Source organism: Streptomyces viridiviolaceus, from assembly GCF_014650995.1.
In the GTDB taxonomy this organism is placed as follows: domain Bacteria; phylum Actinomycetota; class Actinomycetes; order Streptomycetales; family Streptomycetaceae; genus Streptomyces; species Streptomyces viridiviolaceus.
This window is the reverse complement of the sequence record NZ_BMWA01000002.1, coordinates 1-15,002: the sequence shown is the minus strand read 5'-3', so window position 1 is coordinate 15,002 and position 15,002 is coordinate 1. Positions and strand designations below refer to the sequence as shown.

The window sequence follows — 15,002 nt, the reverse complement described above, 5'->3', positions numbered from 1 at the left end:
CCGACACCCCACGTCGACGGGGTCAGGGCCTGTCCGGCGGATCAGGCCGAGGTCACGCTCGGCCTGATCCGCCGGACAGGCCCTGCCGATCCCGGCCGGTCCCGTGAGCGCTCGCCCTTTCGGGGCCTCTCATCCGACCTGCGGGTCGCCCTTCGTGTACGTCAGCCGCTCCACGGCCCCCGGCTGGAAGTCGTCGTCGATCTTCTTGCCGTTCACGTACAGCTGGATCGCGCCGGCGTCGCCCAGCACGAGGTTGACCTTCTCGTTGTCCTGGAAGGTCTTGGACTCGCCCTGCTTGAGCAGCCCGTCGAAGAGGAGTCGGCCGTTGTGGTCCTTCGCGGAGATCCAGCTGCGGCCGTCGGTGGCGCTGACCTGGACGGTCACCTTGTCCCGGGGCGCGGCGGCAATGGCGCTGTCGGTCGGGTCCGGCTTCGGGTCGGCCGGCTTCTTCGCCGTCGGGCTCGGCGAGGCGGACTTGCCGGCGGTCGGCTGGGCCCCTTCGGCCACCTGCGCCTCGGAGCCGCCGTCGCCGCCCTTGAACACCGTGAACCCGACGAAGCCGATCACGGCGACGATCGCGGCGACCATGGCCGCGGTCCAGTTGGGTCCGCGCCGTTCGGGACGGATGCGTTCCGCCTCGAACAGGGGTGCGGCGGGGGTCGGGGCCGGGCGTCCGCCGTGCTCGGTGTCGAACTGGGCGAGCAGCGGGGCCGGGTCGAGCTGCACGGCCTTGGCCAGGGTCCGGATGTGCCCCCGGGCGTAGACGTCCCCGCCGCAGGGGGTGAAGTCGTCCGCCTCGATGGCGTGCACGATGGCGATACGGACACGGGTGGCGGTGCTGATGTCGTCGACGGTCAACCCGGCGGCGATGCGCGCCTGCTGCAGGGCACGACCGATGGAGGGGCGGGCTTCCTCGGAAACGTCTTCGAACGGACGCTCGTCTTCGGGGGAGTTGCCGTTGGACACGGGGGCGCCTTTCGAGCGTATAGCCGCCTGTGCTGGACGTTCAGTCTAGGGGGGTGCGAACGGGTGGGGCATCCGGGCGGTGGCACTTCGTACGCCATCGGAATGGCCCGGCATCCCGATGGTGCGCTACCTCTTTGTCGCTTCCCTCAACTTGACGTGCGTCTAGGGGAAACGGTTGCTCAATGGTCCCTTACGGATGAGTCACGATCGGCCACTCGGCCGTCGCGGCTCGCCCAACGAGGCGATCCCCGCGTACGGTCCCTCCCTACCCCTAAGACTCCCCCCGGATCACCGCGAGCACGCCGTCCAGCTCGTCGGGCTTCACAAGAACGTCACGCGCCTTTGAGCCTTCGCTCGGCCCGACGATGTTCCGCGACTCCATGAGGTCCATCAGGCGCCCGGCCTTGGCGAAGCCGACGCGCAGCTTGCGCTGGAGCATGGAGGTCGACCCGAACTGCGTGGAGACGACCAGCTCGGCCGCCTGGCACAGCAGGTCGAGGTCGTCGCCGATGTCCTCGTCGATCTCCTTCTTCTGCTTGGTGCCGACGACGACGTCGTCCCGGAAGACGGGCGCCATCTGGTCCTTGCAGTGCTGGACGACGACCGCGACCTCCTCCTCGGTCACGAAGGCGCCCTGCATACGGGTCGGCTTGTTCGCGCCCATCGGCAGGAAGAGGCCGTCGCCCTTGCCGATCAGCTTCTCCGCGCCGGGCTGGTCGAGGATGACGCGGGAGTCGGCCAGCGAGGAGGTGGCGAAGGCCAGCCGGGAGGGCACGTTCGCCTTGATGAGGCCGGTGACGACGTCGACGGACGGCCGCTGGGTGGCGAGCACCAGGTGGATGCCGGCCGCGCGCGCGAGCTGCGTGATCCGCACGATCGCGTCCTCGACGTCACGCGGCGCGACCATCATCAGGTCGGCCAGCTCGTCGACGATCACCAGAAGGTAGGGGTACGGCTGGAGCTCGCGCTCACTGCCCTCGGGCGGCTTGACCTTGCCCTCGCGCACCGCCCGGTTGAAGTCGTCGATGTGCCGGTAGCCGTAGGCGGCGAGGTCGTCGTAGCGGAGGTCCATCTCCCGTACGACCCACTGCAGCGCCTCGGCGGCCCGCTTCGGGTTGGTGATGATCGGTGTGATCAGGTGCGGGATGCCCTCGTAGGCGGTGAGCTCCACGCGCTTGGGGTCGACCAGGATCATCCGGACGTCCTCGGGCGTCGCCCGCATCATGACCGACGTGATCAGACAGTTGATGCAGGACGACTTGCCGGAGCCGGTGGCACCGGCGACCAGCATGTGCGGCATCTTCGCCAGCGAGTGCATGACGTAGCCGCCCTCGACGTCCTTGCCGAAGGCGACCAGCATCGGGTCGTCGTCCTCGGCGGACTCCGCCAGCCGGAGGACGTCGCCGAGGTTGACCATCTCGCGGTCGGTGTTCGGGATCTCGATGCCGACCGCGGACTTGCCGGGGATCGGGCTGATGATCCGTACGTCGGGGCTGGCGACGGCGTAGGCGATGTTCTTGGTCAGCGCGGTGATCCGCTCGACCTTCACGGCGGGTCCCAGCTCGACCTCGTAGCGGGTGACCGTCGGCCCGCGGGTGAAGCCGGTGACGCGGGCGTCGACCTTGAACTCGGTGAACACCGTGGTGAGCGAGTCGACGATGGCGTCGTTGGCGGCGCTGCGGGCCTTGCCGGGGCCGCCGCGCGTGAGCAGGTCGAGGGACGGCAGGGAGTAGGTGATGTCGCCGGACAGCTGGAGCTGTTCGGCGCGCGGCGGCAGCTCGCGCTCCTCGACGGGCGGGGACTTCGTGAGGTCGGGGACCGCCGACGTGGGCTTGTCCTCCGGCAGCTTGTCCTGCTTGGGCTTCTCCTCCTGCTTGGGCTTCTCCTGCTTGGGCTTGCCCGGCTGGGGCCGGGCCGCCGGGACGGGCGTCGGCGTCGTCGGCTCGCGGTCCCCCACGCTCACGCCCTGGGTGAGGTCGGCGACCAGCGGCGAGGGCGGCATCCCGTGCAGCACGGCACCGTCCAGCGCGGCGGCGGCCGCGGCGGCGACGTCCACGGCGTCCATCGGCCGGTTCATGTCGGGCTGCGGCACGGCGGACCGCCGGGGCCGGCCGCGACGCCGGGCGAGGGCCTCCTGCTCCGCGCCGTCGGGGTCGTACGTCTCCGGAGCCGGTCCGCCACGCCTGCGGGGCCGCGCCGGCAGGGCCTCGCGCCACTGTTCCTCGTAGCGCTCGTCGTCCTCACCGAACTCGTCGGCCACCGGGTCGCTCACGAGTCCGAGCCGCACCCCGAGCTGCCGCAGCCGCTGCGGAACGGCGTTGACCGGGGTGGCGGTGACCACCAGCAGCCCGAAGACGGTGAGCAGCACGAGCAGCGGCACGGCCAGTACGTCGGTCATCGTGACGGACAGCGGAGTCGCCGCGCCCCAGCCGATGAGGCCGCCGGCGTCCCTTATGGCCTGCATGCCGTCGCTGCGCGCGGGCGAGCCGCAGGCGATGTGGACCTGGCCGAGCACACCGATGACCAGCGCGGACAGCCCGATCACGATCCGCCCGTTGGCCTCGGGCTTCTCCGGGTGCCGGATGAGACGCACGGCGATGACCGCGACCAGGATCGGCACCAGGAGGTCGAGCCGACCGAAGGCGCCGGCCACCAGGATCTCGACGAGGTCGCCGACGGGGCCCTTCAGGTCGGCCCAGGTGCCCGCCGCGACGATCAGCGCGATGCCGAGCAGCAGCAGCGCGACGCCGTCCTTGCGGTGCGCCGGGTCGAGGTTCTTCGCACCCTGGCCTATCCCGCGGAACACGGCGCCGACGGCGTGCGCGAGGCCCAGCCAGAGGGCGCGTGCGAGTCGGTAGACGCCCCCGGTGGGGCTGGGTGCCGGTTTGGGCGCGGCCTTCTTCGCCACGGCCTTCTTGGCAGGGGCCTTCTTCGCGGGGGCTTTCTTCGCAGCGGCCTTCTTCGCCGGAGCCTTCGCGGGAGCTGCCGCCTTCTTCGCGGGCTGCTTCTTGGCTGCGGAGGGACGTGAGGCCATGGGTGTGAGGTTACCGGTGGAGACGGCAGTCGACACGCGTGCCCACTGCTTCACCCGTTCGTGTCGTCCACGCGAAGACCCGGAACTGACGCTTCCGGTACGGGCTCTGACGTGTCCTCACGGGCCGCTCCACCGTCGGACCTCAGTTCACCGCGGTCTGGTCTCCGGCGGAGCCCGGCTCCAGGGCGTCCAGCGCCCGCCGCAAGCCCGTGAGCTTGCGCTCCAGATGAGCCGCCGTGGCCACCGCCGCCGCGTCGGTCGACTCGTCACTCAACTGCTTGGACAGCGCCTCGGCCTGCTCCTCCACGGCCGCCAGCCGCGCCGACAGCTCGGCGAGCAGTCCGGCCGGCTCCTTCGCCTCACCGCCCGCGGCCTTGCCGCCGCCCTCCAACTGGAGCCGCAGCAGGGCCGCCTGCTCCCGCAGCTGGCAGTTCTTCATGTACAGCTCGACGAAGACCGAGACCTTCGCGCGCAGCACCCACGGGTCGAACGGCTTGGAGATGTAGTCGACCGCGCCCGCCGCGTACCCGCGGAAGGTGTGGTGCGGTCCGTGGTTGATCGCGGTGAGGAAGATGATCGGGATGTCCCTGGTCCGCTCCCGACGCTTGATGTGCGCCGCGGTTTCGAAACCGTCCATGCCCGGCATCTGGACGTCCAGCAGAATGACCGCGAAGTCGTCCGTGAGCAGTGCTTTGAGCGCTTCCTCCCCGGACGATGCCCGCACCAGCGTCTGATCGAGCGCCGAGAGGATCGCCTCCAGCGCCAGCAGATTCTCCGGCCGGTCATCGACCAGGAGGATCTTGGCCTTCTGCACCATGGCCCGCCCTCCTCGCCCCGGCGTGGGGCCTCCCCTGTCCGCAGGACTTGGGGTGACACCGGCGGGTGCCGCCCCAGGGGACGACTCCCTTGCGCCGTCCGTCCTTGTGCCGGTCATCGTAGCCGCACCCCGCCCGTCGCCACACCCTGTCACCGCGATGTCACTGTGCACGTAGCAGAAACGCAGCAGGAGACCAGAAGGTTCCCCGAATCCCGCACTTCTACACGACTTCGAGCACACTGAGTCAGCAACTCCGCGTGAACAACGAAGTATCCCGTCACTTTCGCACGCACCACGATCGCACGCCGGAGCGGCTGCTTCCGACCGTACCCCTCACTCGCCGCGCATCCACTGCTCCATCACCGTGAGCAGGTGATCGGGGTCCACCGGCTTGGTCACATAATCGGAGGCGCCCGACTCGATCGCCTTCTCCCGGTCGCCCTTCATCGCCTTCGCGGTCAGAGCGATGATCGGCAGGCCCGCGAACTGCGGCATCCGGCGAATCGCCGTGGTCGTCGCATATCCGTCCATCTCGGGCATCATGATGTCCATCAGGACGACCGCCACGTCCTCGTGCTGCTCCAGCACCTCGATCCCCTCGCGGCCGTTCTCGGCGTACAGCACGGACAGACCGTGCTGCTCCAGGACGCTGGTGAGCGCGAAGACGTTGCGGATGTCGTCGTCGACGATCAGTACCTTCTCGCCGCCGAACCGGATGCCGCGGCGGGACTGCGACGCCGCGTCCCGCTCGGCGGCCGGCCGCTGCTCCTGCGGCGCGGGCCGCTGCTCGGGCTCCGGCGCGGCCTTGCGGCGGCGCCGGAACAACGCGGCGGCACCGTTCTGCGTCTCCTGGTACGACTTCACCTCGGCCGGCGTCTCCGTCTGCGCGTCCGGCGGCCCCGCGGGCAGCTCGGCGGCCGCGGACGCCACCAGCTCGCCCGCCCCCAGAGCCGGCAGGGCCTGCTGGTAGCCGTGCGGGGGCAGCTCGCTCAGGTGCAGCGGCAGGTACAGCGTGAACGTCGAGCCGCGCCCCGGTTCGCTCTGCGCGTGGATCTCACCGCCCAGCAGCTGCGCGATCTCCCGCGAGATCGACAGCCCCAGGCCCGTGCCGCCGTACTTGCGACTGGTGGTGCCGTCGGCCTGCTTGAACGCCTCGAAGATGACCCGCATCTTGCTCGCCGCGATCCCGATGCCGGTGTCCGTCACGGAGAACGCGATCAGATCCGCGTCCGGATCGGTCACCGAGCCCGCCTCCAGCAGCTGCTCCCGGATCGCCTGCGGGACGTCGTCGCGCGCGGGCCGGATGACCAGCTCGACCGATCCGGAGTCGGTGAACTTCACCGCGTTGGACAGCAGGTTGCGCAGCACCTGCAGCAGCCGCTGCTCGTCGGTGTGCAGCGTGGCGGGCAGCTCCGGGGACACCCGCACGGACAGGTCCAGGCCCTTCTCCGCGGTCAGCGGCCGGAAGGTCGCCTCCACGTAGTCCACGAGCTGGACGAGCGCGATGCGCGTCGGCGAGACGTCCATCTTGCCCGCCTCGACCTTCGACAGGTCGAGGATGTCGTTGATGAGCTGCAGCAGGTCCGACCCGGCGCCGTGGATGGTCTCGGCGAACTCGACCTGCTTCGGGGAGAGGTTCCCTTCGGCGTTGTCGGCCAGCAACTTGGCCAGGATCAGCAGCGAGTTGAGCGGCGTACGCAGCTCGTGCGACATGTTGGCGAGGAACTCGCTCTTGTAGCGCATCGACACCGCGAGCTGCTCGGCACGCTCCTCCAGGACCTGCCGCGCCTCCTCGATCTCGGTGTTCTTCACCTCGATGTCGCGGTTCTGCTGCGCCAACAGCTCGGCCTTCTCCTCCAGTTCCGCGTTGGACGACTGCAGCGCCTTCTGCCGCTGCTCCAACTCCTCCGACCGCTCGCGCAGTTGCTCGGTCAGCTCCTGCGACTGCTTCAGCAGCACCTCCGTCTTGGTGTTGACGGAGATGGTGTTGACGCTCGTCGCGATCATCTCGGCGATCTGGTTGAGGAAGTCCTTCTGGATCTGTGTGAACGGGGTGAAGGACGCCAGCTCGATGACGCCGAGCACCTTCCCCTCGAACAGCACCGGAAGGACGATCACCTGGGCGGGCGGCGCCTCCCCGAGCCCGGAGGAGATCTTCAGGTACCCGCTCGGCGCGTTCTCCACGAGGATCGTGCGCTTCTCCTGGGCGGCCGTCCCGACCAGTGCCTCACCCGGCCGGAACGACGTGGGCATGGAGCCCATCGAATAGCCGTACGACCCGAGCATGCGCAGCTCGTACTGGTCGTCGTCGGCGGCGGCCGGCTCCTGTCCGTCGACGAGGGGCATGGCGAGGAAGAACGCGCCGTGCTGCGCCGAGACCACCGGGGTCAGCTCACTCATGATCAGAGAGGCCACGTCCTGGAGGTCGCGGCGGCCCTGCATCAGCGCGGAGATCCGGGCGAGATTGCCCTTGAGCCAGTCCTGCTCCTTGTTGGCGATCGTGGTGTCGCGCAGGTTGGCGATCATCTTGTTGATGTAGTCCTGAAGCTCCTGGATCTCCCCGGAGGCGTCCACGTCGATCTTCAGGTTCAGGTCGCCGCGGGTCACCGCCGTCGCCACGCGCGCGATGGCGCGCACCTGCCGGGTCAGGTTCCCGGCCATCTCGTTCACCGACTCGGTCAGGTCCCGCCAGGTGCCGTCGACGTCACGCACGCGTGCCTGCCCGCCGAGCTGTCCCTCCGTGCCCACCTCGCGGGCCACGCGCGTGACCTCCTCGGCGAAGGACGACAACTGGTCGACCATCGTGTTGATGGTCGTCTTCAGCTCCAGGATCTCCCCGCGCGCGTCGATGTCGATCTTCTTGGTCAGGTCACCCTTGGCGATGGCGGTCGTGACCATGGCGATGTTGCGCACCTGACCGGTCAGGTTGGACGCCATCTGGTTCACCGACTCGGTGAGGTCCTTCCAGGTGCCGGCCACACCCGGCACGTGCGCCTGGCCGCCGAGGATGCCGTCCGTGCCCACCTCACGGGCCACCTTGGTGACCTGGTCGGCGAACGAACTCAGCGTCTTCACCATCGTGTTGAAGGTCTCGGCGAGCTGGGCGACCTCGCCACGCGCCTCGATCGTCACCGTCCGCGTCAGGTCGCCGTTGGCGACGGCCGCCGCCACCTGGGAGATGTTCCGCACCTGGACGGTGAGGTTCTTGGCCATCAGGTTGACGTTGTCGCTGAGGTCCTTCCAGATGCCCACGACGCCCGGCACGTGCGCCTGGCCGCCGAGGATGCCCTCCGTACCCACCTCACGGGCGACCCGCGTGACCTGCTCGGCGAACGACGACAGCTGGTCGACCATCGTGTTGACGGTCGTGACCAGCTCGAGGATCTCGCCCTTGGCGTCGACGGTGATCTTCTTCGACAGGTCGCCCTTGGCGACGGCCGTCGTCACCTCGGCGATGTTGCGGACCTGCATGGTCAGGTTGTTGGCCATGCCGTTCACGGACTGCGTGAGGTCCTTCCAGGTGCCGGAGACACCCTGCACCTCCGCCTGGCCGCCGAGGATGCCCTCCGTACCCACCTCGCGGGCGACCCGTGTGACCTCCTGGGCGAACGACGACAGCTGGTCGACCATCGTGTTCAGGGTGTTCTTCAGCTCCAGGATCTCCCCGCGCGCGTCCACGGTGATCTTCTGGGACAGGTCACCGCGGGCCACCGCCGTCGCCACCTGCGCGATGTTGCGCACCTGCGCGGTCAGGTTCCCGGCCATGCCGTTCACCGAGTCGGTCAGGTCCCGCCACACACCGGCGACGCCGGGCACCTGGGCCTGGCCGCCGAGGCGACCCTCCGTGCCCACCTCACGGGCGACCCGCGTGACCTGCTCGGCGAACGCGGAGAGCTGGTCGACCATCGTGTTGATGGTGTTCTTCAGCTCCAGGATCTCCCCGCGCGCGTCGACGTCGATCTTCTGCGACAGGTCACCCCGCGCCACCGCCGTCGTCACCTGGGCGATCTGCCGCACCTGGGACGTCAGGTTCCCGGCCATGAAGTTGACGGAGTCCGTCAGCTCCTTCCAGGTCCCCGACACGCCGTCGACACGGGCCTGACCCCCGAGGCGGCCCTCCGTGCCCACGTCCCGGGCCATCCGCGTGACCTGGTCGGCGAAGCTCGACAGCTGGTCCACCATCGTGTTCACGGTGTTCTTCAGCTGGAGCATCTCACCGGAGACGTCCACGGTGACCTTCTGCGACAGGTCTCCGTTGGCCACGGCCGTCGTCACCTGGGCGATGTTGCGCACCTGCCCGGTGAGGTTCCGGAAGGCCGTGTTGACCGAGTCCGTCAGGTCCTTCCAGGTACCCGCCGCCCCCGGCACCTGCGCCTGACCGCCCAGCTCGCCCTCGACACCGACTTCCCGGGCCACCCGCGTGACCTCGGCACCGAAGGCGGACAGCTGGTCCACCATCGTGTTGACCGTGTTCTTCAGCTCCAGCATCTCGCCGGCCACGTCGACGGTGACCTTCTGCGACAGGTCGCCGTTGGCCACGGCCGTCGTCACGGCGGCGATGTCCCGCACCTGAGTGGTCAGGTTCCGGAACACCGTGTTCACCGAATCGGTGAGGTCCTTCCACGTACCCGCCGCTCCCGGCACGTTCGCCTGGCCACCGAGCCGCCCCTCGGCACCGACCTCGTTGGCCACGCGCGTGACCTCGTCCGCGAAGATCCGCAGCGTCTCGGTCATCTGGTTGATCGTCTCGGCGAGCTGCGCGACCTCGCCGCGGGCCGGCACGGTCACCTTCCGCGACAGGTCGCCGTTGGCCACCGCGGTCGTCACCTCGGAGATCCCGCGCACCTGGGCGGTGAGGTTCCCGGCCATGGTGTTGACGGAATCCGTCAGCTCCTTCCACACACCGGCCACACCCGGCACCTGGGCCTGCCCGCCCAGCGCACCCTCGGTGCCCACCTCACGGGCGACGCGCGTCACCTCGGAGGAGAAGGCGGAGAGCTGGTCCACCATCGTGTTGACGGTGTTCTTCAGCTCCAGCATCTCGCCGGCCACGTGAACCGTGACCTTGCGTGACAGATCGCCCTTGGCGACCGCCGTCGTCACCAGCGCGATGTCCCGCACCTGGGCCGTCAGCCGGTACGCCATCGTGTTGACCGAGTCCGTGAGGTCCTTCCAGGAACCCGACATCCCGCGCACCTGGGCCTGTCCGCCCAGCTTGCCCTCGGTACCGACCTCGCTGGCCACGCGCGTGACCTCGTCGGTGAACGTCGACAGCTGGTCCACCAGGTTGTTCACGGTCCGCGAGACCTTCAGGAACTCGCCGCGCAGCGGATGCCCGGGGCCCTCCGGCGCCGGCGACCGTAGCTCCATCCGGGGTGACAGATCACCGTCCGCCACCGCCGACAGCACCCGGCTGACCTCGGAGACGGGTCGTACGAGGTCGTCCACGAGCGCGTTCGAGTTGTCGATCGCCGCCGCCCAGGAGCCCTCGCAGGCCCCCGTCTCCAGCCGCTCCGTGAGCTTCCCCTCACGTCCGACCATGCGCCGCACCCGCGCCAGCTCGCCGGTGAGATGCAGATTGCGGTCGGCCACCTCGTTGAAGACCGCCGCGATCTCCGACATCACGCCGTCCCCGGACACCGTGAGCCGCCGGCGGAAGTTCCCCTCACGCATGGCCACGAGAGCCGCCAGCAGCCGGTTCAGCGCGGCCGTGTCCACCGTGGTGGTGCCACCCCGCGCCCTGCCCTGGTTGTTCGGGGACTGTCCGCCCTTCGCGCGCGCCTTCGTGCCCCGCGTCGCTGCGCCAGACTCCACTGTGTCCCTCCCGCAGGGGTCGACCATTACTGCTGTGCCCGGGTACCACCGCTCGGCGTACCGGTTACTGCCGCGTACTTCCCGTTCCGTCGCGCATTCCTGGCCACGCGCCGGGCCGCTCCAGCGCTGCTGCCCGCCGTACGCCGCGACCAATCGGTCCGCCCGGACCTTCACAGGAAGCTTGCCCAGTGTTTCACCCCGGCCGAACCAGGCCATAACAGTTCGGCAGCTTCGCACATCGTCCGCACACCCTCCGGGCGGAAACACTGCGGACCGGCATCAGCATGGACGGCGAAGGTAAGTAACCTTGCATGCGGCTGTCCAGCCATGCCGGTTTGCCCGGCCTGGGCGGTGGCACGGAGACGAGCGGGCATCGGAGGGGCGGCCGGAAACATGACCACCGGACTGATCCCGGGGGAACAGCCCCCGGACCCCGGGCCGACGGGGGATCTGCCGCAGCAGCGGCACGAGCCGGTCGGCCACGAGGCCGTGCACGGGGAGAGAGGGTCGAGGAGTTCTGTGATCACCGCGCGCGCGGCCGCCAGCTTCGAGCCCGTCGGACGATCGGTGGCGAGCGCCCGCTCCTTCGTCCGCGACACCCTTCAGGGCTGGGGCTACGCCGACATCGTCGACGACGCCGTGGTGCTCACCAGTGAACTGGTCACCAACGCCGTGGTGCACGCCGGCACCGCCGCCGACGTGGTCTGCCTGCGCACCGACGAAGGGGTACGCATCGAGGTGGCCGACCGCTACCCCGAACGCGAGGTCCCCCTCCAGGGCTCCGCCGTCAACATGGGCAGCCCCGACCGCGAGGGCGGACGCGGCCTCCAGCTGTGCGCCGCCCTGGCGGGCCGCTGGGGCGTCGAGTACACCCCGACCCACAAGAACGTCTGGTTCCAGCTCGCCCTCCCCGAACGCCCGGTCGGCACCCGCACCGCCGGGCCCTCCCTCCCGGCCGACCTCCTGCCGCTCGCCGACGGCCGCGTCCGCGTCGCCGTCGTCCAGATCGACCGCACCGGCACCATCACCGCCTGGAACGAGGACGCCGAGGAACTCTTCGGGTACCCGGCCGAGCAGGTCACCGGCAAGCCCCTGACCGACCTCGCCGCCTGGCCGCACACGCCGGGCACCAGCACCGGCATCGCGGAGGCGCTCCAGCTCTCCCGCTGGGAGGGCAGCTACGGCATCCGCGGCGCCAACGGCCGCGTCACCCCGGTGTACGCCTCCCACCTCCGCGTCCGCGACACCAGCGGGGAGCCGTCAACCGTCTGCCTCCTCGTCCGGGACCCCGAACGGGCTGTTCTGCAGACCCCGTTGCGGACCCCGGCCTCCGACACGTCGGCATCCGTCGAGGGCCAGAGCACCGATCCCTTCGAGGTGTTCATCGGCTCCCCCGCCCCCGACGACCTCGACGGTCTCCTCCAGCGCACGGTCGAACGCGCCCGCGACATGCTCGACGGCGACGCCGCCTTCCTGCTGCTCGCGACCGACGACGAAACCGAGTTGGAGGTCCGCGCCTCCACCGGACTGCCCTCCGCCCGCCAGCGCTTCGCCCGCGTCCCCGTCGAGGCCGGCCCCGGCCGCTACGGCTCCGCCCGCATGCCCGCCGTCCACGACGACCTGGCGGCCGTCCCCGGCGCGGTGCCGCTGCTGAACGGCACGGGCATGCGCTCGGTCGTCACGGTCCCCCTGAAGGTCGAGGGCCGCCTCACCGGCTCCCTCGGCGTCGCCGCGGAGGCCGCCGGCCGTTACTCCAACGAGGAGGCCCTGCGCCTTCAGTTCGCCGCCGACCGCATCGCCCTGGCCGTCGAGTCCGCCCGCCTGGGCGAACTGGAACGCCTGCGCCGCGGCTCCCTCAGCTTCCTCGTCGAGGCCTCCGACCTCCTCGCCGGCACCCTGGACCGCGACCAGACCCTGGCCCTGATGGCCCAGATGACGGTCCCCACCCTGGCCACCTGGTGCGCCGTCTACACCATCGCCGACCAGGCGTCGGAGCCGTACCTGTCGTACGTCCTGCACGAGGACGAGGAACTCATCGACGGCATCAAGTCCCTGCTGGCGAAGGTCCCCGCGCCCGACCCGGTACCCACCCCGGGCGCCCGCGTCTGGTCGGCACCCGGCGAGGTGGCCCACCAGGCGGCGCTGCGCACCTCCATGCGCAGCCTGGGCCTGAGCGGCGGCCCCACGCAGCAGGTGACGCCGGGAATCGGCCCGACCCTGGCCACCGCCTCCGCGGTCGGTGGGGAGACGGTGGTCCTGCCCCTCGTCGCCCGCAACCGCGTCATCGGCATGCTGACCCTCGGCAAGCCCACCGACGAGCACTTCCGCCAGGAGATCCTGGAACTGGCCGAGGACTTGTCCCGCCGGGCCGCCCTCGCCCTGGACAACGCCCGCCTCTACTCGGAGCGCACGGCCATCAGCCAGTCCCTCCAGCGCAGCCTCCTGCCGCCCGAGCTGCCCCTGATCGACGGGGTGGAGGTGGAGGTCATCTACCGCGCCGCCGGCGAGGGCAACGAGGTCGGCGGTGACTTCTACGACCTGTTCCCCATCAGCGACGGCGCATACGGGTTCGCCATCGGCGACGTCTGCGGTACGGGCCCGAACGCGGCGGCGGTCACCGGCCTCGCCCGGCACGCCCTGCGTCTCCTCGCCCGCGAGGGACTGAGCGGCCCGGCGGTCCTGGAGCGCCTCAACTCCGCGATCCTCGACGAGGGCGCCCGCAGCCGCTTCCTCACCCTTCTGTACGGCGAGATGCGCCCTCAGGAGGACGGCAGCGCGGAACTGAAGGTCGTCTGCGCCGGCCACCCGCTTCCGCTCCGCCTCCGCCAGGACGGCACGGTCGAACCGGCTGCGGAACCCCAGCCGCTCCTCGGCGTCCTGGAGGACCTGGAGTTGTACGAGCAGACCGTGACCCTCGACCCCGGCGACGTCCTCCTCTGCGTCACGGACGGGGTCACCGAACGCCGCGAGGGCACCCGCATGCTGGGCGACGACGGCCTCGCGGACGTCCTGACGACCTGCACAGGCCTCACGGCCGGCGCGGTGGCGGCCCGCATCATGCGCGCGGTGGAGCGTTTCGCGTCGGACGCCCCGTCCGACGACATGGCGATCCTGGCGATGCGCGTGCCGGAACCGCACCAGGACTAGGACATGAAAAAAAGGCCCCGCCCGAATGGGCGGGGCCTTTCTGTCGGAGCCCCCAAACGGAATCGAACCGTTGACCTTCTCCTTACCATGGAGACGCTCTGCCGACTGAGCTATAGGGGCCTGTTGCTTTCCTGAGGTTTCCCTCGCGGCAACGGAATAGATCATACCCCGACCGGGCCCGTGCTCCCAACCACCACGTCCGTCAGAACGCGGGCTGCAGCAGTCCCCCGAGCGCATTGCACGCGGAGACGATCCGCTGCATGTCCCGCTTCGTCAGCGCGGCTTCCACCGGCAGGGCCAACGTCTCGTCGGCGGCCCGCTCGGTCTCGGGCAACGACACGCACCGGCGAAATCCCGGCAGCCGATGCACAGGGGTCTTCACCGGTACCCGGCACTCGATTCCCCTGCCGCGCACGGCCCGGGCGAATGCGTCGCGGTCCGGCCGCCCGTTCCCCGGCACCCGCACCACGTACTGCTGGTAGGTGTGCCCGTCACCCCCGTCGGGTGTCCGTACTCCCCGCAACTTGGCGTCCAGATAGGCCACTCGTTGCCTGCGCTGCGCTATCTCGTCGTACGGCGCCTCGGACTCCCCGTGCTCCAGCACCAGCAGTCCGTGCCGCTGCCCCATCGCATGCAGCCGTCCCATGTCCGCCGGCCGACCGAACCGGTGCACGACGACCACGGCCGCGGTCCGTGCCGTCAGGGACGCCTCCACGGCGGCAGCGTCGAGGCAGTACGACACGGGATCTATGTCCGCGAAGACCGGCAGCGCACCGATCAGGGCGACAGCCTCGGCCACTTCAACGTTCCCGAAGGCCGGGACGACGACCTCGTCTCCCACTCCGACGCCGGCGGCCCTGAGCATTGCAGCAGTACCCATACCGGGGATGGTGGTTGCGCGACGTGAACTTCAAGTGACACGGAACAAAAAAGGGTTGGACCCGGAACCGAAGTTCGGGGTCCAACCCTTTGAATGATTGTTCGGCGGCGTCCTACTCTCCCACAGGGTCCCCCCTGCAGTACCATCGGCGCTGTAAGGCTTAGCTTCCGGGTTCGGAATGTAACCGGGCGTTTCCCCTACGCTATGACCACCGAAACACTATGAAACAATCAACAACCGGCAACGATTGTTCGTGGTTTCAGAACCAACACAGTGGACGCGAGCAACTGAGGACAAGCCCTCGGCCTATTAGTACCAGTCACCTCCACACCTCACGGTGCTTC

At 69.7% G+C, this 15,002-nt stretch carries 6 protein-coding genes, 1 tRNA gene and 1 rRNA gene; 1 reads left to right on the top strand and 7 read right to left on the bottom strand.

Annotation, left to right across the window (positions count from 1 at the left end; all coding sequences use genetic code 11):
* Positions 1-129: 129 nt before the first annotated feature.
* The 4 genes from IE260_RS02205 to IE260_RS02190 form a co-directional block, all read right to left on the bottom strand.
* Positions 130-966 carry a helix-turn-helix domain-containing protein gene (locus IE260_RS02205; protein WP_189868718.1) on the bottom strand — a complete coding sequence of 279 codons (837 nt, stop codon included), beginning with the start codon at positions 964-966 and terminating at the stop codon, positions 130-132.
* 271 nt (positions 967-1,237) lie between these two features.
* Complete coding sequence (locus tag IE260_RS02200; protein WP_189868717.1) at positions 1,238-4,000, bottom strand: DNA translocase FtsK; 2,763 nt, start codon at positions 3,998-4,000, stop codon at positions 1,238-1,240.
* A 142-nt stretch (positions 4,001-4,142) separates the two neighbouring features.
* Entirely contained in the window at positions 4,143-4,817 is a 675-nt protein-coding gene (locus IE260_RS02195) for a response regulator (protein ID WP_189868716.1), read from the bottom strand.
* Positions 4,818-5,150: 333 nt separating this feature from the next.
* Complete coding sequence (locus tag IE260_RS02190) at positions 5,151-10,631, bottom strand: HAMP domain-containing hybrid sensor histidine kinase/response regulator (protein ID WP_189868715.1); 5,481 nt, start codon at positions 10,629-10,631, stop codon at positions 5,151-5,153.
* 393 nt (positions 10,632-11,024) lie between these two features.
* Between IE260_RS02190 and IE260_RS02185 the strand changes: the two genes are divergently transcribed.
* Complete coding sequence (locus tag IE260_RS02185) at positions 11,025-13,778, top strand: SpoIIE family protein phosphatase (RefSeq protein ID WP_189868714.1); 2,754 nt, start codon at positions 11,025-11,027, stop codon at positions 13,776-13,778.
* A 47-nt stretch (positions 13,779-13,825) separates the two neighbouring features.
* On the opposite strand, the gene IE260_RS02180 is transcribed toward IE260_RS02185, so the two are convergent.
* The 3 genes from IE260_RS02180 to rrf form a co-directional block, all read right to left on the bottom strand.
* Positions 13,826-13,898, bottom strand: a tRNA-Thr gene (locus tag IE260_RS02180).
* A gap of 82 nt (positions 13,899-13,980) precedes the next feature.
* Positions 13,981-14,643 carry a DegT/DnrJ/EryC1/StrS family aminotransferase gene (locus tag IE260_RS02175; RefSeq protein WP_189869043.1) on the bottom strand — a complete coding sequence of 221 codons (663 nt, stop codon included), beginning with the start codon at positions 14,641-14,643 and terminating at the stop codon, positions 13,981-13,983.
* A gap of 114 nt (positions 14,644-14,757) precedes the next feature.
* Positions 14,758-14,874 (bottom strand): 5S ribosomal RNA (gene rrf / locus IE260_RS02170).
* Between the last annotated feature and the right edge of the window lie 128 nt (positions 14,875-15,002).

Excerpts from the sequence above, each read along its gene's own strand:
- IE260_RS02200 (WP_189868717.1), bottom strand. The coding sequence starts at position 4,000 with ATGGCCTCACGTCCCTCCGCAGCCAAGAAGCAGCCCGCGAAGAAGGCG.
- IE260_RS02195 (WP_189868716.1), bottom strand. The coding sequence starts at position 4,817 with ATGGTGCAGAAGGCCAAGATCCTCCTGGTCGATGACCGGCCGGAGAAT.
- IE260_RS02185 (WP_189868714.1), top strand. The coding sequence starts at position 11,025 with ATGACCACCGGACTGATCCCGGGGGAACAGCCCCCGGACCCCGGGCCG.
- IE260_RS02175 (WP_189869043.1), bottom strand. The coding sequence starts at position 14,643 with ATGCTCAGGGCCGCCGGCGTCGGAGTGGGAGACGAGGTCGTCGTCCCG.